This window comes from Marinobacter sp. PE14, assembly GCF_053566155.1.
The window spans coordinates 878,974-898,947 of the sequence record NZ_JBQXNY010000002.1 but is presented as its reverse complement, the minus strand read 5'-3'; the positions used below and the strand labels follow the sequence as shown (position 1 = coordinate 898,947).

Annotated in this window: 18 protein-coding genes; 7 read left to right on the top strand and 11 right to left on the bottom strand. The window is 57.7% G+C overall.

Annotated features, from left to right (window positions below; translation table 11 throughout):
- Positions 1–27: 27 nt before the first annotated feature.
- The 4 genes from ACWJ62_RS09880 to ald all read right to left on the bottom strand — a co-directional run bounded on the left by ACWJ62_RS09880 (position 28) and on the right by ald (position 4,507).
- Positions 28–1,770: an alkaline phosphatase D family protein gene (locus ACWJ62_RS09880; RefSeq protein WP_449286021.1), complete on the bottom strand. Its 1,743-nt coding sequence runs from the start codon at positions 1,768–1,770 to the stop codon at positions 28–30.
- Between the two features lie 217 nt (positions 1,771–1,987).
- A complete protein-coding gene (locus ACWJ62_RS09875) occupies positions 1,988–2,599 on the bottom strand; it encodes a Yip1 family protein (protein WP_449286020.1) in 612 nt (203 codons plus the stop codon).
- A 194-nt stretch (positions 2,600–2,793) separates the two neighbouring features.
- A complete protein-coding gene (locus tag ACWJ62_RS09870; protein ID WP_449286019.1) occupies positions 2,794–3,366 on the bottom strand; it encodes a glutathione S-transferase family protein in 573 nt (190 codons plus the stop codon).
- A 22-nt stretch (positions 3,367–3,388) separates the two neighbouring features.
- A complete protein-coding gene (gene ald, locus ACWJ62_RS09865; protein WP_449286018.1) occupies positions 3,389–4,507 on the bottom strand; it encodes an alanine dehydrogenase in 1,119 nt (372 codons plus the stop codon).
- A gap of 109 nt (positions 4,508–4,616) precedes the next feature.
- On the opposite strand from ald, the gene ACWJ62_RS09860 reads away from it, so the two are divergent.
- Positions 4,617–5,420, top strand: coding sequence for a dienelactone hydrolase family protein (locus ACWJ62_RS09860; protein ID WP_449286017.1), 804 nt, complete (start codon positions 4,617–4,619; stop codon positions 5,418–5,420).
- Between the two features lie 50 nt (positions 5,421–5,470).
- On the opposite strand, the gene ACWJ62_RS09855 is transcribed toward ACWJ62_RS09860, so the two are convergent.
- From ACWJ62_RS09855 to cysZ, 6 genes are all read right to left on the bottom strand, one after another.
- Entirely contained in the window at positions 5,471–6,166 is a 696-nt protein-coding gene (locus ACWJ62_RS09855) for a lysophospholipid acyltransferase family protein (protein WP_449286016.1), read from the bottom strand.
- Between the two features lie 170 nt (positions 6,167–6,336).
- Positions 6,337–6,543, bottom strand: coding sequence for a cold-shock protein (locus ACWJ62_RS09850; protein WP_008172950.1), 207 nt, complete (start codon positions 6,541–6,543; stop codon positions 6,337–6,339).
- A gap of 238 nt (positions 6,544–6,781) precedes the next feature.
- Positions 6,782–7,162: a fluoride efflux transporter CrcB gene (crcB, locus tag ACWJ62_RS09845; protein ID WP_008172952.1), complete on the bottom strand. Its 381-nt coding sequence runs from the start codon at positions 7,160–7,162 to the stop codon at positions 6,782–6,784.
- 17 nt (positions 7,163–7,179) lie between these two features.
- Positions 7,180–9,630, bottom strand: a complete 2,451-nt coding sequence (locus ACWJ62_RS09840; protein WP_449286015.1) for an acyl-CoA dehydrogenase — start codon at positions 9,628–9,630, stop codon at positions 7,180–7,182.
- Between the two features lie 130 nt (positions 9,631–9,760).
- Complete coding sequence (gene rapA, locus ACWJ62_RS09835; RefSeq protein WP_449286014.1) at positions 9,761–12,622, bottom strand: RNA polymerase-associated protein RapA; 2,862 nt, start codon at positions 12,620–12,622, stop codon at positions 9,761–9,763.
- A gap of 16 nt (positions 12,623–12,638) precedes the next feature.
- The gene (cysZ, locus tag ACWJ62_RS09830; RefSeq protein WP_449286013.1) at positions 12,639–13,388 is read right to left on the bottom strand and encodes a sulfate transporter CysZ; all 750 of its coding nucleotides are present in this window, start codon (positions 13,386–13,388) and stop codon (positions 12,639–12,641) included.
- 97 nt (positions 13,389–13,485) lie between these two features.
- Between cysZ and ACWJ62_RS09825 the strand changes: the two genes are divergently transcribed.
- The gene (locus ACWJ62_RS09825; protein ID WP_449286012.1) at positions 13,486–13,890 is read left to right on the top strand and encodes a VanZ family protein; all 405 of its coding nucleotides are present in this window, start codon (positions 13,486–13,488) and stop codon (positions 13,888–13,890) included.
- 446 nt (positions 13,891–14,336) lie between these two features.
- On the opposite strand, the gene ACWJ62_RS09820 is transcribed toward ACWJ62_RS09825, so the two are convergent.
- Positions 14,337–14,996: a class I SAM-dependent methyltransferase gene (locus ACWJ62_RS09820; protein ID WP_449286011.1), complete on the bottom strand. Its 660-nt coding sequence runs from the start codon at positions 14,994–14,996 to the stop codon at positions 14,337–14,339.
- A gap of 133 nt (positions 14,997–15,129) precedes the next feature.
- Between ACWJ62_RS09820 and mnmH the strand changes: the two genes are divergently transcribed.
- From mnmH to ACWJ62_RS09795, 5 genes are all read left to right on the top strand, one after another.
- Positions 15,130–16,233: a tRNA 2-selenouridine(34) synthase MnmH gene (mnmH, locus tag ACWJ62_RS09815; RefSeq protein WP_449286010.1), complete on the top strand. Its 1,104-nt coding sequence runs from the start codon at positions 15,130–15,132 to the stop codon at positions 16,231–16,233.
- A gap of 141 nt (positions 16,234–16,374) precedes the next feature.
- Entirely contained in the window at positions 16,375–17,208 is an 834-nt protein-coding gene (locus ACWJ62_RS09810; protein ID WP_449286009.1) for a mechanosensitive ion channel family protein, read from the top strand.
- Positions 17,209–17,378: 170 nt separating this feature from the next.
- Complete coding sequence (locus ACWJ62_RS09805) at positions 17,379–17,936, top strand: aminoacyl-tRNA deacylase (RefSeq protein WP_449286008.1); 558 nt, start codon at positions 17,379–17,381, stop codon at positions 17,934–17,936.
- Between the two features lie 82 nt (positions 17,937–18,018).
- Positions 18,019–19,314: an FAD-dependent monooxygenase gene (locus ACWJ62_RS09800; protein ID WP_449286007.1), complete on the top strand. Its 1,296-nt coding sequence runs from the start codon at positions 18,019–18,021 to the stop codon at positions 19,312–19,314.
- Between the two features lie 41 nt (positions 19,315–19,355).
- Positions 19,356–19,721 (top strand): histidine triad nucleotide-binding protein, encoded by a 366-nt coding sequence (locus ACWJ62_RS09795; RefSeq protein ID WP_104321148.1) that lies wholly within the window; start codon positions 19,356–19,358, stop codon positions 19,719–19,721.
- Positions 19,722–19,974 lie beyond the last annotated feature (253 nt).

Here is a 19,974-nt window from a genome sequence, read left to right as displayed (position 1 = left end):
GAATGGTCAGGGGACCGGTCGGACTTCTTATCCTATGCTTGTGTCCTGCACCGTACGATTTCCGGGACCGGGCAATACCCGCCGGGAAGCGGTGCGGCTCGCGTCGATCTGATAATCCTTTGACTTGATGGTGTCCACGAAATACCAGTCTGCCCGGGCTTCTTCCGGCGTAAAGGTCACCAGCATGTAGCCACGCTGATTCACGTTCAGGTAATCCAGGTCATCCACCAGCAGACCAATGGCCTGTTCCGCGCCCTGAATCATGTCATCCGGAATGCCCAGATACTCCTCCAGGCCGGGTGATGTAACCGACGCTGTAGCGAACTCCACGCCAATCTGGTCGCCCTGGATGTCTTTCAGATTGTTGGCCCAGGCGTTATGGGTATCCCCCGCCAGCACAACCAGGTTCTTGTTCAGCGCCTTGGCCGTTCCCAGAACCACTTCCCGTTCATATTGGTAGCCATCCCAGGCGTCGAGATTGTAGGGGGCAACCGTGTTGATGCGTGCCAGTTCCTCTGGAGTCAGGGACGGATCCCCCTGGAGCTCCCGGCCTTTGAGCTGGGCCAGTTCCGCCAGTTTTTCCGGCAGACCGTCAAACTGCTCAGTTGCAATGGCCACCAACAGCTCCGCAGGCAGATTCATTCGGCCCATCAGTACCTGCTGCCCCAACACCTGCCATGTTGCGGTGGAATAGTTCAGGGAAGACTGCAGCCAGAGCAGCTGCTCTGCGCCCAGCAGGGTGCGGTTCTGACTGCCAACATCCTCAGTAAAGCGGACGGCATCAAGCCCTTCTCCCGTGAAGTAGTCCATGTAGTCCAGTTGCTGGTCGCGCCCGATAATGCGGGTATCCAGCATGTGCAGGTCCACCAGATTGCCGAACCGGAGGGTCCGGAAAATGGCCTCGTCGCTGCCCTCGAACACAGGACGGATCGGCATCCATTCAAAATAGGCCTTGAGGGCATTGAGCTTACGCTGGGTGAAATCGCCCTCGCCCTCGTTGTGGTTTTCAGCTCCCTCTTCCCAGGCGTCGTTCGCCACCTCGTGGTCGTCCCACACCACAATGAACGGCACTCTCGCATGCAGGGACTGGAGATCCGGGTCTGCCCGATATGCAGCGTAACGTCTGCGATAGTCCACCAGTTCAATCAGCTCAAGATTGTTGTCCTCAGAAAAGGTCCTCCCCAGAGCCTGGGCATCCTGTGCCGCATAACTGCTGCTGTCGGAGCTGTATTCGTAGATGTAGTCGCCCAGATGCACCACGGCATCCAGGTCATTCTGTTTACTGATTTCCCGGTAGACGTTGAAATAACCGGCCGGATAATTCGCGCAGGAGACCACGGCCAGGCGCACTGATTCGATACCGCCTTCCGGTAAGGTACGGGTTACGCCCACCGGTGACTGCCGATCGGTCGTCTGAAAGCGGTAATAGTAGCTCTGCCCCGGTGCCAGGCCGCGGACATCCACCTTGACGGTGAAGTCATGGGCTTCAGTGGCCTCTGCAGTGCCGGAGTGCACTAGGTTCTCGAAACCCTCATCCGTCGACACCTCCCAGGCGACACCGACAGGTGCCGAACCGGTCGCCGGCGCAGCCCTGGTCCAGAGCATAACACCATCAGCAAGCGGGTCGCCGCTGGCCACTCCATGGGTAAAACTGATTGTTCGCTTGTCGGAGCTGTCCAGTACACAGCCTGCGAGGCCAGTCGAAATCACCACGGCCCCCATACCCATGGCTGATGCCTTCAGAAAATCCCGTCGTGTCAGTCGTTTCATTGTTATGTCTTCCCCTGTGTTCGTCCCTTGTAGTCTCGGCTTTCTCTACCCTTCGCCGTTTCTACTCCAGATGAAGAAGCTAGTCGGGCTTGGTGAAGAACGCATTGCCAATTTGCGACAGGGGGATGGCAAATCACGACAAGTCGTCCGCGAGGACCAGAAACCATAAAAAAAGGGGAGCCAGTGGCTCCCCTTTTGCGGCCCGTTTAAACCCGGTCTATCCGCTGATGAATACCGGCCCGACTCCCATATTCCAGATAATGACTGACCCGACCCGAGTGGATACCAGGATCACCAGAGCCACAGTCAGTAACGCACCGGCGTACATGACGGCCCGCTCCTTCTCGATACCCATGACTATCGGTAACCCGTCATACATCAGATAGGCTCCGTAACAGGCAGCAGCGAGGAACACTGCAGCGTTGAACCAGGGCACCGGGTACAGCAGGGCAAATCCCGCCAGAAACAGGGGCGTGCAGGAATAGGCTGCGAGGGCAATGCCGTTTGAGGGCACGTGTTCTTCCTTGGCGCCGTAGGTTCTTGCCATCCAGTTGATGGCGTAACCCAGCGCGAAGACGCCGACGAGCATCGCCAGATAGGTGAGCACGCTGAGCTGCATTGCACTGATCTCGGTTAACTTGATCAGCCGCTCATTACCGACCGTCCAACCGAAATAGGCCGTCGATATGTAGGCGCAAATCGGAGCTATCGCGGCCAGAATGAGCACATAGGTTACATAAACCCGGCGCGGAGTTTCATGTTCTTTTCGTATGGAAGCCCACTCTTCATCAGGATGGGTAAAGAGACCGAACGCATGTGACAGGAGCATGGATGACCCCCTCTCTCTTCTATTGTTGGTATTTATACGTACGGAACGCGGTAACCGGCAGATCAGACGCTGTTCCTTAACCTTAACTATAGTCAAGAACAGCGATTGCGAAAGCAAAATGACGCAGGATGACGGGACAAGTTTTTTTCAGTTTTTGCTGGAGGAAGCGGCCGGCGATTGCCGGCCGCCCGGAATCAGGAATTGCGGGGATCGGTCTCGGCAACCCACGGGTAATCCCTGTGGCTGTCGCGGAAGGACAACAGGCTCTCCACACCGGAAAAGTCCACCAGATCCCTGAAATCCAGCCAGTCCACCAGGCAGTACAGACAGATGGCCGGATAATTCCATTCCTCGAACTGACCCTCTTCCGCCATTGCCGACAGCGTGCGCAAGGTCGTCATGATGCGTTCACGCTGAAGGTTGTAGAACATCAGGTCATCGCCGGTATCGATTCCGGACTTCTCCGAGAGCAGCATGGTGACCGCCGAGTCATTGGCGCCGTCGATCATGGTCAGCTGGTTTTCCTGGTCCCAGGTCAGCGGATCGCGGCCCTGTTTGGCACTGATGTAACGGGCGATAATCCGGGAATCATAGATCTCCTTGCCACCGTCTTCGAGTACCGGAATTTTCAGGGTCGGATTGTTACGCCGCAGCTCGTCCCGGCCTTCACCATAGATATTGAGATTGACGAACTCATAGGGTTCTTCATCCAGCAGGATACGAATGCGCCGAACGTAAGGTGAAGTAGTGGATCCGATCAGTTTCATGGTTTCTCCGAGGATTTCACACTCAGGATCCCAACAGGGATTCAGGGTTGGTGTATGGGTGCCCGGTCGCTTCTGCCACTTCCCTGTAGGTCACCTTGCCAGCGGCCACGTTCAGCCCGGCCCTGAGGTGTTGATCTTCCTTCATCGCCCGATCCGGACCCTTATTGGCCAGGGCCGCCACAAAAGGCAAGGTGACGTTATTCAGCGCCAGAGTAGACGTACGCGCAACGGCACCCGGCATATTCGCCACGCAGTAATGTACCACACCATCAACAATATACGTGGGGTCGTCGTGCGTCGTGGCCCGGGAAGTTTCGGCACAGCCACCCTGATCAATGGCAACATCCACGATGACGCTTCCCTCCGGCATCCGGCGGATCATGTCGCGGGTAATCAGCTTGGGCGCTGAGGCCCCCGGGATGAGCACACTGCCGATGACAAGATCGGATTCCGTCACCGCCTGATCGAGAGTCTGGGCCGTTGAAAACAGGGTTATTATGCGGTTGCCGTAGAGATGGTCCAGGTGTCTGAGTACGTCCATGTTGCGGTCCAGAACCGTGACCTGAGCACCCAACCCAACCGCCATGGCAATCGCATTCTGGCCGACAACTCCGCCACCAACGACCGCTACCCGCGCCGGACTGACACCGGGTACGCCGCCCAATAGCACGCCGCGACCGCCCATGGCTTTCTCCAGGCAATGGGCACCGGCCTGGATCGACATGCGCCCGGCGACTTCCGACATCGGCGCTAGCAGGGGCAAATGCCCTCCATGGTCGGTCACTGTCTCATAGGCAATGCAGGTAGCGCCGGACTTCACCAGGTCGTCCGTCTGCGCTTTGTCCGGGGCCAGATGCAGATAGGTGAAAAGCGTGTGTTCCGGCTTCAGCATGGCCCGCTCTTCGGCCTGGGGCTCCTTTACCTTGACGATTAACTCTGCCGTATCGAAAACCTTCCTGGCAGTCTCAAGAATTCGCGCCCCGGCCTGCCGATAATCCTCGTCGGAAAAGCCGATGGCGAGGCCAGCTCCGGTCTCCACAAACACGTCATGATTGTGGCCGCACAGCTCGTGAACGGCAGCGGGTGTCATGCCTACCCGGTATTCGCGGTTCTTGATCTCCCTGGGCACACCGATTTTCATACACAACCTCCAGATCATTCGGGATTTGCGAGTGTCTGACTGTAGTGTAGTCAAAAGGTCCTATACTGGATTGATAAGACAATTCGACCCACATGGAGCAGGACAGATCATGACAACCGTGAAAACAGCGGCGACCGCCGCAGCCCTGTCACTCACTCTGGCAAGCACACAGGTACTGGCAGAGATGCAAACCAAGACCGTTGAATACAAGGTCGGTGAAACCACCTTTACCGGCTATATGGCCTGGGATGACGAATTCGAAGAGAAGCGCCCGGGCGTTCTGGTGGTCCATGAGTGGTGGGGCCACAACGAATTCGCCCGGGAGCAGGCAGAGCGGCTTGCCGCTGCCGGCTACACCGCGTTTGCCCTGGATATGTATGGTTCTGGCAAGCAAGCAGACCACCCTGACACCGCCCAGAAGTTCATGCAGGAAGCGACCAAGGACATGCAGCGCGTCAAGGCGCGCTTCATGAAGGCGATGGAGATTCTGCAAAACCATGAAAGCGTTGATGCTTCCCGCATCGCTGCACAAGGCTACTGCTTCGGCGGCGCGGTTGTTCTGAACATGGCACGTATGGGTGTGGATCTGGATGGCGTCGTCAGCTACCACGGTGCGCTTGGCAGCCCCCTAACCGCCGAAGCAGGAACAGTGAAGGCCAGGGTTCAGGTGTATACCGGTGGTGCAGACAAGATGGTTCCCTCAGACCAGGTCGCCGGCCTCGTGAAGGAGATGCAGGACGCAGAAGTTGATCTCACCCTGGTGAGCTTCCCCGGCGTGCTGCACTCATTCACCAATCCTGGCGCTGACAGGGTCGCCGAGGAGTTCGGCATGCCGATAGGTTATGACGCAGAGGCCGCCGCCCGCTCCTGGGAGGGAACCATGCGTTTCTACGAGGCTATTTTCGCCCGGTAACACCGTGAGCTGACCACCGGAACCCGGTCCGACGGCCGGGTTCTTTTGTTTCAGAGGGACGATGCAATGCTGTTGCGAACGTCTGTCATCAGATCATCCAGCGGCAACGCCCCGGACGCCATCGGAGGGTGGATGACGATTTCAATATCACCACGCCCGAACGCCGCAGTGCCCTTCGGCAAACGCTGGTGAGAACCGCAGATAGTTACGGGAAGGATCGGAAGCTCACCGTCTTTGGCGATAACAAAACCACCCTTCTTGAAGGGCAGCAACTTGCCATCCCACGAGCGGGTACCCTCCGGAAAAATCAGTATGCTGGTGCCACTGGGAAGCTGTTGAACACCGCTCTTGATGCTCTCCAGCGCATCGGTGCCCTTGGACCGGTCGATAAACAGGTTCCGGGAGGTCTCCAGTGCCAATCCGAACAGAGGCACCTTGCGCAATTCCTTCTTGATCACCCATCGATATTGCAGACCAAGGGCGAGCACCAGTGCCGGGGGATCAAAATAGGAGGTATGGTTGCTCAGAATCACATAACGCTGACCGGGCTGGATGTTTTCCCTGCCACGCACCTTGAGCCGGATACCGCAAACTTTCAGGATAATCCATGCATAGATCTGGGTGCCGCGGAACGCTGCGTCCCCTCGCTTCCCGAAAAGGGCTGCAATGACAATCGGAAAGAACAGAATCAGGGTGAGCAGTATGGCCCAGAACAGGATCCAGGCGGCCTTGAGCAGTCGGAGCATGTAATGATTCCTGGAGATCTCGACTTCCGGTTAAACGAGCAGCAGGTCGGTAAAGATTACACAATGATGGGAAAATGACAAAAGCGTGCCACCTTGCCAGGCGTTTTTCAGCCATTAAAAAAGGCAGCCGAAGCTGCCTTTTTGGCGGTTATTGCCGAATCCATCAGGGATTACAGGGCAACAACGTTCTCCGCCTGAGGACCTTTCTGGCCCTGGGTAACGGTGAACTCAACCTGCTGGCCTTCTGCCAGAGTTTTGAAACCGCTGCCCTGAATAGCGCTGTAGTGAACAAAAACGTCCGGGCCGCCTTCACGAGTGATAAAGCCAAAGCCTTTTGCTTCGTTGAAGAACTTAACAGTACCGGTAGTAGTAGACATACTTAAACTTCCTGAAATCAATCATATTATCTGCCGCCACACACCTTCGTGGTGCAAGGTCGACGTTTTACGGAAATACAGAACTCGCGGAATCAAAAACAGGACGGTCACTACTAACTGCGGAGTACGTCTTATTCATGAAATGCTTTACTGAATCTTTCCTACAACTTCAACTCTACTCCTGAATCCGAGGCTTGCCAAGGGCATTTTCAAGAAAATATGTAGGTAGTGGTACCCATCAGCCCTTCACCAGGCCAAAGGTGTAAATTCCCAGTGCAGTCATAAGGATGGAGCCGACAACATGGGCAAGAATACCGGTGATGGCCATGGCCCACTTGCCGTCCTGGATTGCAGCAAACATCTCGAGTGAAAATGTCGAAAAGGTGGTCAGGGCACCGCACAATCCGGTTATGGCAAAGAGTCGCCATTCCGGTGCCAGTGTGGTGCCATGACTGAAGTAACCGATCAGCAGCCCGATCAGCCAACCACCACTGAGATTGGCAACCAACGTTCCGTAGGGAACGGCATGGTATGTCGTGTTCAGCCACAACCCCAGAGCCCAACGAAGGTTGGCGCCGATAACGGCGCCAACACTCACGGCAACGAACGACAACCACATGTCAGGGCTGTCTCCTGTCAGGCAGGGTTGTGATCAATCACCGTCTCCTTGTTGCGCGCAAACTCATCAAACGGGAAGTCATCGACCGTCAGCATCTCGAGTACAACGGTCTCATACTGGCGCATGAAATCGGCCTCTTCCTTGGTATAGATACCAGCCTTCAGGGCCGCCTCAAACCGCTCTTCCGGATGCAAGGCGGTCATCGGCAATTCACCCTTGGCGTAGGCCTTGGTCGCTTTCCGGTAAAGCTGCTCTGCCTTGTCATAATCCTTCAGCAGACCGTTGTAGCGAGCTACCGGATTCTCCACGGTGCCCTCGCCATTGGTATGCCAGACACTGGCAATCAGCTTATTGCGGATAGGCGTGTCGGTGGATATTGCACGAGCCAATTTGCGTGCAAGGTCATCCTGCGGGCTGCCCCAACGCCGGCCGAGCGGCATCGTAACGCCGCGCAGAACCAGCGCAACGGCGCGATTCGGCAGGTTCTGGAGGAACTCGTCCAGGGCGTTTTCAGTGCGATGCAGCAGCAAGCCCAGACTGTACTCCATTACTTCCTTCTCACCCTCTACCGGCTGAGTCTCGTGCCAGTTCTTGAGCACCATGGAAGCGAGGTACAGGTTGGACAGCATATCCCCCAGTCGTGCAGAGATAAGCTCCCGCATTTTCAGTTCGCTACCCAGTGTTGTCATCGCCGCATCGGAGCACAGCCCAAAGGCCGCGCTGAAGCGGGCAACAGCCTGCGCGTACTTGCGACTGGAACTGTCAAACGGCACGTCTGCCCGACCAAGACCCAGAGCCTGGGTGAAGGCGCGGGCGGCATTGCCGAAAATCAGGCCGGCGTGGCCGAAGAAAGCATCGTCAAACGCGTTGATATCATCGTTGTCCTTGGCCGCCAGTTCCTTGAGCACATAAGGATGGCAGCGAATGGCGCCCTGACCGAAGATCATCAGGCTGCGGGTCATGATGTTGGCACCCTCAACAGTGATCGAAACAGCAGCACCACTGTAGCCTATGCCCAGGTAGTTGCGCGGGCCGAGTGTCACGGTCTTGCCACCGTGAACGTCCATGGCATCGGTCAATACACCGCGCTGGAACTCGGTAAGGTGGTATTTAAGGATTGCAGACGGCACTGCCGGCTTCTCACCTTTATCAATCATATTGGCAGTGTGGTTTACAGCTGCCTGGGAGATATAGGTCTTGGCGGCGATTCGGGCCAGCGGCTCCTGCACACCTTCCATATCAGCCACCGGCGTATTGAACTGACGGCGGATACGGGTGAAACCACCAGCGGTGCCAACGGCAGACGCAGCGGCCCCGGCCGCACCGGACGGCAAGGTGATGCAGCGACCTACCGAGAGGCACTCAACCAGCATACGCCAGCCCTGACCGGCCATATCCACGCCACCGATGATGTAGTCCAGCGGAATGAAGACGTCCTTACCCTTGATCGGGCCATTCAGGAACGGGCTACCAATCGGGCAATGACGACGGCCGATTTCCATGCCTTTGGTGTTCCTGGGGATCAGTGCGCAGGTAATACCATAGTCTTCTGTTTCGCCCAGGAGCCCGTCCGGGTCAAACATGCGGAAGGCAAGACCAACAACCGTGGCGATGGGCGCCAGGGTGATCCAGCGCTTCTCAAAATTGAGCCGGATACCAACAACTTCCTTGCCATCGACTTTCTGCTTGCAAACGATACCGGTATCCGGAAGCGACGTAGCATCCGAACCAGCCCTTGGTCCAGTCAGACCGAAACATGGAATTTCACGACCGTCAGCAAGCCTTGGCAGGTAATGGTTTTTCTGTTCCTCGGTGCCGTACTTGACGAGCAACTCGCCAGGACCGAGGGAATTGGGCACGCCCACAGACACCATGAGCGACTCATTGGACGCCAGTTTTTGCAGAACTGCAGACTGCGCCTTGGCAGAGAATTCGAGACCGCCGTATTCCTTGGGAATGATCATCCCGAAAAAGCCTTCCTTCTTGAGGAAGTCCCACAGTTCTTTGGGCAGATCAGCCCGCTCAACCGCCACGTCCCAGGTGTTACACATGGAAATCGCCTGGACGCACTGGTTGTCGACAAAGGCCTGCTCTTCCTCGCTCAGGCCCGTATTACGGTTTATCAGCAGGTTGTGCCAGTCAGGCCGACCAGTGAACAGTTCGCCGTCCCAGCCGACGGTCCCTGCTTCGAGTGCCACCTTCTCTGTATCGGAAACCTTCGGTGCGACTTTCTTGAACATCGCAAAAATGCGGGGTGTCAGCCAGCTTTGGCGAAACCCGGGCAGGCCCGCGGCAGCGGTTACAGCGGCACCAACAAACAAAACCAGGGCCAGCCAACCAGAGGCAAAAATCAGCGACAGCAGGCCGGTAATGGCCATCACGCCGATCGCGGAGGTTGCACCGGACTCGCGCCGCATCACAATCAGCAGGCCAGCCAGTGCCACTATAAACAGTATGAAAGTCATCATAGGTTCTCTCTGTCATCCATGGTTCGGGAATGTCGAAGACTATAAACCGTTACGTTTACGGTACCGCATCAGATGAGGGCTGACCAGCAAATGCCGCATAGTCAGCCAGTTACGGGGATCACACCTCGCATTATGCGGTCACGATCACACGAATGCCTTCCAACGCCAGGCTGGCGTGCCCGATGGCGTCTTTTGCCGCCTCGAACTGATCGCGGAAAAAGTCGATTTCTTCCTCACGAATTGCCGGATTCACCTTTTGCAATGCTTCCAGCCGCCGGATTTCCGGTTCGAAACTGGCCTCCAACTGCTCAAGCGCCTGTGACTTCAGGGGCTCCAGATGAGGCTCCGACAACCGCTCCACGTGATCTACCATGGTTTCGACCTGCGGCCGGATCTGCGGAACGATTGCCTGGGCCGTGCGCCGCCGGATATTCGAGCACATCTCGTTAAGCCGGTCGTGGGGCAACGCTCCCGAGAGTTCCTTGCCATTCACGTCCACCAGCAGCCGAAGTGGCGAGACCGGCAGGTAACGGGTTAGCTGGAGAGCTTCCGGTGCCGGGCAGTGCACGGTAAACAGGGCCTCCATCAACAGTGTTCCGGGCGGCAGGGCCTTTACCGAAAGACTGGAAAGGGCAGCCTTGCCAAGGCCGGAACTGGTCACCGAGTCCATCACCCCGGTAACCATCGGGTGCTCCCAGCTCATGAAGGCCAGGTCTTCCCGCTCGAGGGCATTCTGTCGGTCCCAGGTCACGGTGATCCCGTCTTCCGGCAATTCGGCGACATGGCCGGCCTGGTATTGCTCGCCGGGTCGCAGAATGTCGGAGTGATCGGCATGGTCTTCGACATCCACACCGAGGATGTCAAAAGCTTCCATCATGTAATCCCGAACCCGGGCCTCGGATTCTTCGTCTTCGATGGCGGCGATCAGATCCTCTGCCACCTCAGGGCGGCAGGAATTCAGCTCGATCAGGGCATCGCGGCCAGCCTGCAGCAGCGTTTTCAGGCGCTTTGCTTCATCCGCGGAGGCTTTGACCAGCCCATCAGCCACATCAAGGTCGCCATCAATAGCCTGCTGCCACTGGGCCTGCACCGTTTCCTGAACCGCAACGCCCACGGCGCAGCTTTCGGCAAAGGCGTTCAGGCCCTCGTGGAACCAGCGGAACTGCACCTCCTGACTGGTGCCACGCAGATAGGGCACGTGGATATCAATCGCTTCTGTCTGACCGATCCGGTCCAGTCGCCCGATGCGCTGCTCGAGCAAGTCCGGGTTTGCGGGCAGATCGAACAGCACGAGGTGATGGGCAAACTGGAAATTGCGGCCTTCGCTGCCGATTTCAGAGCAGATCAGCGCCTGGGCACCCTGCTCCGTGTCGGCGAAATAGGCGGCGGCACGATCACGCTCGATCAGGCTCAAATGTTCATGGAAAGCAGCACTGCGGATACCGGCCCGCAGCTGGAGGTAATGCTCGAGGGCCATGGCGGTCTGGGCACTGGCACAGATAACCACCACTTTGGCCGGGCGCAGGCCAACCAGCTTTTTCTCAAGCCATTCAACCCGGGGATCGTCCGCCAGCCACTGCTCCTCGGGCACCAGTTGCTCCGGGGTCAACCCCTGAATACCCGAGGCCTGCCCTTCGTACATGGCCGGGCACGGCAATGGCTCAGAAACGGGACGGCGCTCGGGAAATCCCTGGATGGCCGCTCGGGTATTACGGAACAGCACGCGACCGGTACCATGCCGGTCCAGCAGGGCATCGATCACCGATTGTCGCGGATTGTCACCGGCAAGCAACTGGCCCAGCTCTTCACCCAACCATTCCCGCAGCAGTTTCTGATCGCCCTCGCTGATATCGGAATCTTCATCCTGTAGCCGTCGGACGACACTGTTGATGGCTTCGTACTGCTGCTCTTCTTTGCGGAAGGTTTCCAGATCATGGAAACGGGCCGGATCGAGAAGCCGCAGGCGGGCAAAGTGACTGGCGATACCCACCTGCTCGGGCGTTGCTGTCAGCAACAGCAGGCCGCGGCTGACCGCCGACAGTTCCTCAACGATCCGGTATTCCGGGCTGACCTCTTCAGGGCTCCACGCAAGATGATGGGCCTCATCCACAATCATCAGGTCCCAGTCAGCCTTGAGGGCATCGTCCTGCGCCTTCTGGCTTTGCTTCAGAAAGTCGAGACTGCAGAGCACCAACTGCTCGTTCTCGAAGGGGTTAACCGCATCTTCATCGCCAAAAATATGGTTAACCAGCGCATCAACGTCGCTTTCCTGCTCTTTCAGAGCATCGTAACGACCCTGATCCACTATGGAGAATCGCAGATTGAAGCGGCGAAGCATTTCCACCAGCCATTGATGGGTGAGGGAATCCGGCACCACGATCAGGGCACGTTTTGCCCGGCCGGTGTGCAACTGGTAGTGGAGGATCAGCCCCGCCTCGATGGTTTTGCCGAGGCCGACTTCATCGGCCAGGAGCACCCGTGGCGCATGCCGCCGGGCAACTTCATGGGCAATGTAGATCTGGTGCGGCAGGTGTTGGGTGCGAGCGCCGATCAGCCCCTGGGCGGGGGACGCCCGCAGCCGGTTCATGTGCTGAAGCGTGGCAAACCTCAGCCGAAAAGCGCCGTTGCGATCGAACTGGCCCGCGAACAGCCGCTGGTGCGGTGCTGAAAAATTCACGGACCCGGCGAGTTTCACCTCGGAAATTTCGTGCAGATCGGTGCCGTCGTCCCCGTGATACATGAGCACACCGCCCCTGTCCTCAACCGCACGGACGGTGTACCGCTCGCCACCGAAGGTCTCAATCTCTTCCCCCAACTGATAGATGATGCGGGACAGCGGGGCGTTATCAATCGCGTAGGTGCGCTCCTCATCGGCGGCGGGAAACCCGAGGGTCACCCGGCGCCCGGAGATATCCGTGACGATCCCGAGCCCCAGGCCGGTATCACTGTGGCTGACCCAACGCTGACCAATAACAAATTCCGATGTATCCAAGAAACCTCCAGACCAATTAAGTTCTTGTGGCGCCGTTCTCACGCACCCAGTAAGCCGTTGCCCCGCACACCGCCGCCGGCACCACAAACAAGTTCAGCACCGGCACCATGGCAGCCAACGCAACCGGCAGGCCAAACCCGAAGGCAGACAACCGCGTGTCACCCAGCAACCGCCGCAAGGCCGGGAAACTGACCTTATGGTTGTCTGCGGGATAGTCCACATATTGCAGGGCCATCATCCAGCTGTTGAAAAGAAACCAGAGAACGGCGGCAACCAGGTTAACAACCGGTATCAGGCCGATAATAAGCAGACCGATGGCCCGCGGCAGGTAATACAGAATTTTCTGAACCTCGCGCCAGAGTGCGCGGGGAATGTCCTTGATGATGGCAGCCCAGCTGTCGTCGGTGTTCACCTCCTGACCGGTCAGATGCTTTTCCGTCAACTCGGCAAGATAACCGTAGAAAGGGGAACCAATCAGATTGGCTACGATCACAAAGCCGTAGGCGAGCATCAGTACGATGACCGCGCCATACAGAATCCAGAACAGCCAATCCAGTGCCTGAAGCCACGCCCAGTCCGGTAACCACGACATCGCGGCGGCGATCAGGCCTGCGAACAGCTCTCCCATAAAGAAGAAAAGCAATCCGAAGAGCAGAATATTGATAACCAGTGGAATGATGACGAACAGCCGAAGACCGGGCTGACGAATCAGGCGGAAACCCTCACCCAGGTAGCCCAGTCCACGAAAAAAATTACCCTTGAGCATAGCTGGCAGGACCTCCGCTTCAATGACAATGACGGGGCGCAAAGCATATCATGTTGGCAACATTCCCACAGCCCGAGAACGCTCAGTGACTTCCCCGATGGATACATTGAAACAACAACTGACCAGCCTGCTGCAATATCGTCCCCTCTGGCAGGCAGCCTTTGTGGTTTCCGTGTTGGCCATCGGGTTTCTTGCGACAACCGACAGCCCTCACCCCATACCCTCATCGTCGAACGATAAGGTGAATCACCTGATCGCCTTCCTTGAGCTCACCATCCTGACCCGCTTGGCCTGGCCGGAGCTCCGGGCAATCTGGTTTGCACCGGCCTTGCTGGGCTTTGGTCTTGGCATTGAGCTTATCCAGGCAACCCTGCCCTATCGGGAATTTTCCCTGGCCGATCTGGCTGCGGACGGCGCAGGCATTGCCATCGGACTTCTTCCCTGGCCTGGCATCCGAAACGCCGGAAAACCGGATTTGCGAAATTCGCCAGAATCGCTGTGAGATATCTCTCACAAAGGCGTGAGATCTTGCAGTTACGTTGCGTGCGCGGGAGTTCCAGAAACTCTTTAGAGAAAAGCTAACTCACTGATAACTTTATTTTATTGGATACACCCAAACTGACATCTCTTTCGACGCGTGCACAGTTCACACGTTTGTCAGAATCCAGTTGGTATATTGTTGTCGTCAAGGATGACAGGGAAAAGGACGACGCACTGGATGCACCCCGGCACGGACTGCAGGGAGAGGTAAGGACACAAGGACGCCTCGCTTAAGGGATAACTATTCGGATAGCCGGCTCGGATGCCGGCACCACGGAGTGGCTCAAGGATCTCGCAACACGGCTGTTGCCCAATGCGCAAGGATGCGCCGACCTGTTCCGAGAAAGGGTAACCGTATGGTTGCCCTTTATTTTTTATACCCTCTTTTTTCTCACCCCCTCCAGTGCATCACTGGTTATTGTCGGCCAGGTAGATACGAACCTGATTGAACTCCTCGAATTCGTTAAGATCCGGCCAGGTCCGCGCCTCAATCGTTGTCTGGCGGTGATAGGCACTTTCACCCAACACCTTTATCCGCGAATCCGCCAGTAGCACCCGGGGTGCCGCCTCGCGGAAAACGCCGAGCAACGGCCGGTTTTCCGGATCGTAGAGCACATCCGCCGCCGTCACGACATCCAGATCCCTCGGTCGGGCTGCCCAGTCACGGCAAAGGCCAACGGAAACACCATTGAGAGCCGCATTCGCATTGGCCGCGTCCAGCGCTGCCGGATCAATGTCACAGGCGATGGCTTGCCTTGCTCCGGCCATTGCCGCCGCGACAGCGACGATTCCGGATCCGGAGCCAAAATCCAGGACGCGCCTGCCTTCAACCCAATAAGGATTGTCCAGAATCCAGTTGGCCAGCACCTGGCCGCTGGCCCAGCAGAAAGACCAGTAGGCAGGTTCGGCAACCACCGCCTGAGCCTCGTCGTGCGATAACGGCCCTTCGAGCACGGTTGGGTCAAAGAGGTACAAGGCAATGCGCTCACAGCCGGCAGGACGGGAAACGGCCACCCGGCCACGGGAGAGGGTTTTGCGCAGGTGCTGATTCAGACTGTCCACTGACATGGGGTACCCAACCTCGGTTTTCACGAAGGCGTTATTGTACCCGTGACCAGTCCGGGAAACAGGCGGCGACAAGCAGAAAAACCCCATTTCCGCTATACTGCCGCCTCCATCTGACAACTGGTTTACCGCTGAAATGGCAAGCAGACCCGACACCGACGACTACCTTTCCCTATTCCTGAACGATGTGCCGCTGATGGACGTCCGGGCACCGGTGGAGTTCAGCCGTGGCAGCTTTCCGAATACCGAAAACGCGCCCCTGATGACCGATGAGGAGCGCCATCGGGTCGGCATCTGTTACAAGGAAAAAGGCCAGGACAAGGCGATTGAACTGGGGCACCAGCTGGTGTCCGGTGACATCAAGGCCCAGCGCATTGAAGCCTGGAAACGTTTTGTCGCCCGCCACCCGAACGGCTACCTGTTCTGTTTTCGGGGTGGCCTGCGCTCTCGGCTCACCCAGCAGTGGATCCGGGATGCCGGCATTGACTACCCGCTGGTGAAAGGCGGCTACAAGGCATTGCGCCGATTCCTGATCGACAGCCTGGAAGCGCAGATCGAAGCCGGCGAGTTCCATATTCTCAGCGGGCGCACCGGAACCGGCAAAACCCGGGTTCTACAACAGCTGCCGAATCCGGTGGATCTTGAAGGCCTGGCCAACCACCGGGGTTCCAGTTTCGGGCGACAGGTGACACCCCAGCCTTCACAGATCGATTTCGAGAACCGGCTGGCCGTCGCCATGCTCAAAGCCCATCATTTCAAAGGGGGCCCGGTTTACCTGGAAGATGAAAGCCGCCTGGTGGGACGTTGCGCCCTGCCCGAATCCCTAAAGAATCGCATGGCCGAGTCACCGCTGCTGATCCTTGAGCAACCCATGGAGGAGCGCATTGCCATCATCCGCGAGGACTATGTCGAGGGAATGTTTGCGGATTATGTGGATCGGGACGGCGCCGAAGCAGGCTGGCTGAATTTCCGGGACTACCTGTTGAGCGCCATTGACCGCATTCGCAAGCGCCTGGGCGGGGAACGGCACCAGCAGCTGCGCGGCCTGATGGAACAGGCACTCGTGCAGCAGGAAGCCACCGGAGAGACCGCTGCCCACAACGCCTGGATCCAGTCGCTACTCCAGGACTATTACGACCCCATGTATGACTACCAACTGGGCAAGAAAGAAGGCCGGATTCTTGTCCGCGGAGGCCCCGAGACCATTCTCGATTGGGCCAACACGAGCTCGGTTGCGTAAGGCCCTGACTGAATATTGCGCCTGCAGTACACACCACTGACATTTGTCTGCTATATAGAGAAGTAGACGAATCACGTTGTTGCAGGATTTTGTCCGTTAATCCGACACTTATGAAAAATACCAACGAACAAGGAGTCCTTTATGGAAGACCTACTTGGCGCTGAAGGCGGTGCCTCGGAACTCATGAATCAGGCCATGTCCCTGGTCATGACTTACGCACCCAAGGTGGTGCTGGCGATTGTCACATTAATTGTGGGCATGTGGCTGATCAATCGTTTTGTTGGTGTCCTCGACAACAAGCTGGGCAAAAAAGACCCCACACTGAACCGGTTTCTTTGCGGCCTGATCAGCGCAATTCTCAAGATTCTGCTGCTGATCTCCGTGGCCTCAATGGTTGGAATCGCCACCACGTCGTTCATTGCCATTATCGGTGCTGCCGGCCTGGCTGTGGGTCTGGCACTGCAGGGCAGTCTCGCCAATTTCGCCGGCGGCGTACTGATCCTGATTTTCAAGCCGTTCAAGGTTGGAGACGTGATCGACGCCCAGGGCTATCTGGGCTCTGTCCGGGAAATCTCGATTCTTTACACCATTGTCGACACCTTCGACAACCGCCGGATTGTGATCCCGAATGGTCAACTGGCCAACGCCAGCCTGACCAACCTGAGCGCCTATGAAACCCGTCGCTGCGACATGAGCTTCGGCATCGGCTACGGGGATGACATCGACAAGGCCAAGGCCGTCTGCAAGCGCCTCATTGAGGAAGACGAGCGCGCACTGAAAGACCCCGAGCCGCTGATCGTTGTTGGTGCCCTCGGCGAAAGCTCCGTCGATCTGACCGTTCGGGCCTGGACCAAGTCCGGTGACCTCTGGCCCTTCTACTGGGACATGCATGAGAAAGTGAAGAAAGCATTCGACGCCGAGGGCATCAGCATTCCGTTCCCCCAGCGCGATGTGCATATGATTAAAACCGACTGAGATTCGCGACCGGTTTCTCATTGATACATCCGGTTACTCGCAAACTGCGTAACCTCAACTAAGCTGACCATTAATGGCGGGGTTTACCGACCCCGCCAGGCCATCGGGGCCAGGCAATCCAATCAACACAGGCTCCGGAACGCTGTCATTGCTGGTAGGAGGTTGTCACTATGCCGGTACAGCAGTTGAAGGAATTCCTCGATGAGGCAGGTGTGGAGTACATGTGCCTCTCCCACCCTCCTGCATTTACCGCCCAGGAACTCGCCCACCACGTCAAGATTGCCGGCGACCGTGTCGTTAAAACGGTGATCATTGAGCTGGATGGCAAAATGGCGATGCTGGTGATGCCGGCCACCTGGCGAATCCGCTGGGACAGGTTATCCCGCATCCTCGACACCGACTTTCTTGACCTCGCTGACGAGCAGGAATTCCAGGATCGATTCCCGGATTGCGAGGTAGGCGCCATGCCCCCCTTTGGCAACCTGTTCGGAATGACCGTCTATTGCGCCGAAGCACTGACAGAGCAGCCCGAGCTGGCGTTCGCCGCAGGCAGCCACAGCGAATCGGTACATATGAAAACCTCGGATTTCCTGGCCCTGGTACAACCCATGGTCCTGAACCAGGGATTCAACAAACCGGGTGCCCAGAAGCCCGCCTGGCTGATCAAGAACCGTCGCAGGCCTGACGACGCTCTCGAGCCGCGGGTATCAGGCATGGCGGGCTATTGAGGGTTTTCATCCCGGCTTGATCCCGGTCTCTTGTCTGGCTGCCGTCATCGCGTAAACTGAGGGCATCAGACAGGAAACCGATATGACTCAAGTCTTTGATATTGTCGTAGTTGGTGCCGGCATGGTCGGCGCTGCCCTCGCCACTGGCCTCGGCCAGAGTGGCTTCCGCGTTGCCCTCGTCGACCGGGCTCCGCCCCCCATCTTTGATCCGGATAGCGCGCCGGACATCCGGGTTTCTGCCTTGAGCGCCGGCAGTGAGCGCTATCTTCAGAGCCTGGGCGCCTGGGACCACATCCTCGGGATGCGCGCGACGCCCTATAAGCGACTGGCCGTGTGGGATGAAACCCGCTATCCACTGCAGAATCTGGTGCCCCGAAAACTGGCTGAGGTCCAATTCGACGCCACCGAGCTGGGCGCCCACCACCTGGGACACATCGTCGAGAACTCGGTGACTCAGCAGGCGCTCTGGCAAACCGCCGAGGAATGCCTTCAGGTATCCCTGTTCCACGGCCAGGGTGTTGCCTCACTGGAACAAGCTGGCGATGCAGCCACCGTCACCCTGGATGATGGCTTCGAGCTGGTAGCAAACCTGGTGGTCGGCGCCGACGGTGCCCAATCCAGAGTCCGCAACCTGGCCGGCATCGGCACCACCCGAAACCAGTACGACCAGCAGGCGATGGTCATCTCCGTGCGCTATCAGGGGCCGGTTGAGGACATTACCTGGCAGGGCTTCCACCCGTCTGGCCCAAGGGCCTTTCTGCCCCTGCACAGGGCCGGCCCGGAACATCCCGGTGAAAGCTGGGGCTCCCTGGTCTGGTACGATTCGCCCGAGGAGCTCGCTCGCCTGAAAACCCTGGACGACAGCACCCTGATGAGCGAGATCCAGTCGTCGTTTCCCGCGAGTTTGCCCTTGCTGACCCACATCGACAGCAAAGCCTCGTTCCCCATCGCCCGCCAGCACGCCAAACACTATCACTCTGGACGAGTTGTCCTGGCCGGTGATTCAGCCCACACCATCAACCCCCTGGCCGGACAGGGCGTCAACCTGGGCTTCCAGGATGCGCTGGCGTTACAGTCGGCTCTGAAAGAAGCCAAACGCGCTGGAGATGATCTGGCAAATCCGAAGTGGCTGAACCTCTACGAGCAACAGCGCCGGCCGGCAAATCGCAGAATGATGCTGACCATGGATGTGTTCTACCATCTGTTCAGCAACCGGATTCCACCCGTGCACCTGCTGCGCAACCTCGGCCTCGGCGCCGCCCGCGCCCTGCCCTTCGCCCGCAACCGGGTGGCCCGCTACGCCATGGGCATCGATGAGGACCTGCCGGCCGTGGTCAGGCAGATAGCTTCCCGGATTCCGGGCCTTAGTCAGCTTTAAAGCCAAACAACAATCCCAAGGACACGCGAAAAGGAGCCACCATGTCAGAGACGATTTTCACCAAGATCATCAACCGGGAAATTCCCGCGGACATCCTCTACGAAGACGACATCGCCCTCGCCTTCAGCGACATCAACCCCCAGGCGCCGGTTCATTTCCTGGTCATCCCCAAGAAAGCCATCGCCACCATCAACGACATCACCGAAGATGATCGGGAGCTGGTGGGGCATCTGTATCTGGTGGCAGCGAAGATTGCCAAAGAAAAGGGCTTTGCCGACGACGGCTACCGGGTTGTCATGAACTGCGGGGAGAATTCAGGGCAGACGGTTTTCCACATTCACCTGCACGTTCTTGCCGGCAAACCTTTGGGCTGGCCGCCGTATACCGACAAAATGAAGCAGGCCTGATTTTTTAGGCTTGGGTGCCGGCAAGCGGTCCGGTAATGCTGTTTGGGACACGCTCAAGGCATCCATGCGCGCTTAGCTTTCGCCATCCCTGGCGAAAGATAGTCCCAAACAGCATTACCGGCCCACTTGCTCGAACCTGGGTGCAATTGCCCGCCGGGACTCATTGATCAATTGCGGCAAATTAGCAGACCGACTCCTGGCTCTGGCTGGCCGTCGTGTGGTGCGGTTTTCCGGGACTGTCTTTCGCCATGGA

Coding starts and splice junctions, on each gene's coding strand:
- ACWJ62_RS09880 (WP_449286021.1), bottom strand. CDS start 1,770: ATGAAACGACTGACACGACGGGATTTTCTGAAGGCATCAGCCATGGGT.
- ACWJ62_RS09875 (WP_449286020.1), bottom strand. CDS start 2,599: ATGCTCCTGTCACATGCGTTCGGTCTCTTTACCCATCCTGATGAAGAG.
- ACWJ62_RS09870 (WP_449286019.1), bottom strand. CDS start 3,366: ATGAAACTGATCGGATCCACTACTTCACCTTACGTTCGGCGCATTCGT.
- ald (WP_449286018.1), bottom strand. CDS start 4,507: ATGAAAATCGGTGTGCCCAGGGAGATCAAGAACCGCGAATACCGGGTA.
- ACWJ62_RS09860 (WP_449286017.1), top strand. CDS start 4,617: ATGACAACCGTGAAAACAGCGGCGACCGCCGCAGCCCTGTCACTCACT.
- ACWJ62_RS09855 (WP_449286016.1), bottom strand. CDS start 6,166: ATGCTCCGACTGCTCAAGGCCGCCTGGATCCTGTTCTGGGCCATACTG.
- ACWJ62_RS09850 (WP_008172950.1), bottom strand. CDS start 6,543: ATGTCTACTACTACCGGTACTGTTAAGTTCTTCAACGAAGCAAAAGGC.
- crcB (WP_008172952.1), bottom strand. CDS start 7,162: ATGTGGTTGTCGTTCGTTGCCGTGAGTGTTGGCGCCGTTATCGGCGCC.
- ACWJ62_RS09840 (WP_449286015.1), bottom strand. CDS start 9,630: ATGATGACTTTCATACTGTTTATAGTGGCACTGGCTGGCCTGCTGATT.
- cysZ (WP_449286013.1), bottom strand. CDS start 13,388: ATGCTCAAGGGTAATTTTTTTCGTGGACTGGGCTACCTGGGTGAGGGT.
- ACWJ62_RS09825 (WP_449286012.1), top strand. CDS start 13,486: ATGGATACATTGAAACAACAACTGACCAGCCTGCTGCAATATCGTCCC.
- ACWJ62_RS09820 (WP_449286011.1), bottom strand. CDS start 14,996: ATGTCAGTGGACAGTCTGAATCAGCACCTGCGCAAAACCCTCTCCCGT.
- mnmH (WP_449286010.1), top strand. CDS start 15,130: ATGGCAAGCAGACCCGACACCGACGACTACCTTTCCCTATTCCTGAAC.
- ACWJ62_RS09810 (WP_449286009.1), top strand. CDS start 16,375: ATGGAAGACCTACTTGGCGCTGAAGGCGGTGCCTCGGAACTCATGAAT.
- ACWJ62_RS09805 (WP_449286008.1), top strand. CDS start 17,379: ATGCCGGTACAGCAGTTGAAGGAATTCCTCGATGAGGCAGGTGTGGAG.
- ACWJ62_RS09800 (WP_449286007.1), top strand. CDS start 18,019: ATGACTCAAGTCTTTGATATTGTCGTAGTTGGTGCCGGCATGGTCGGC.
- ACWJ62_RS09795 (WP_104321148.1), top strand. CDS start 19,356: ATGTCAGAGACGATTTTCACCAAGATCATCAACCGGGAAATTCCCGCG.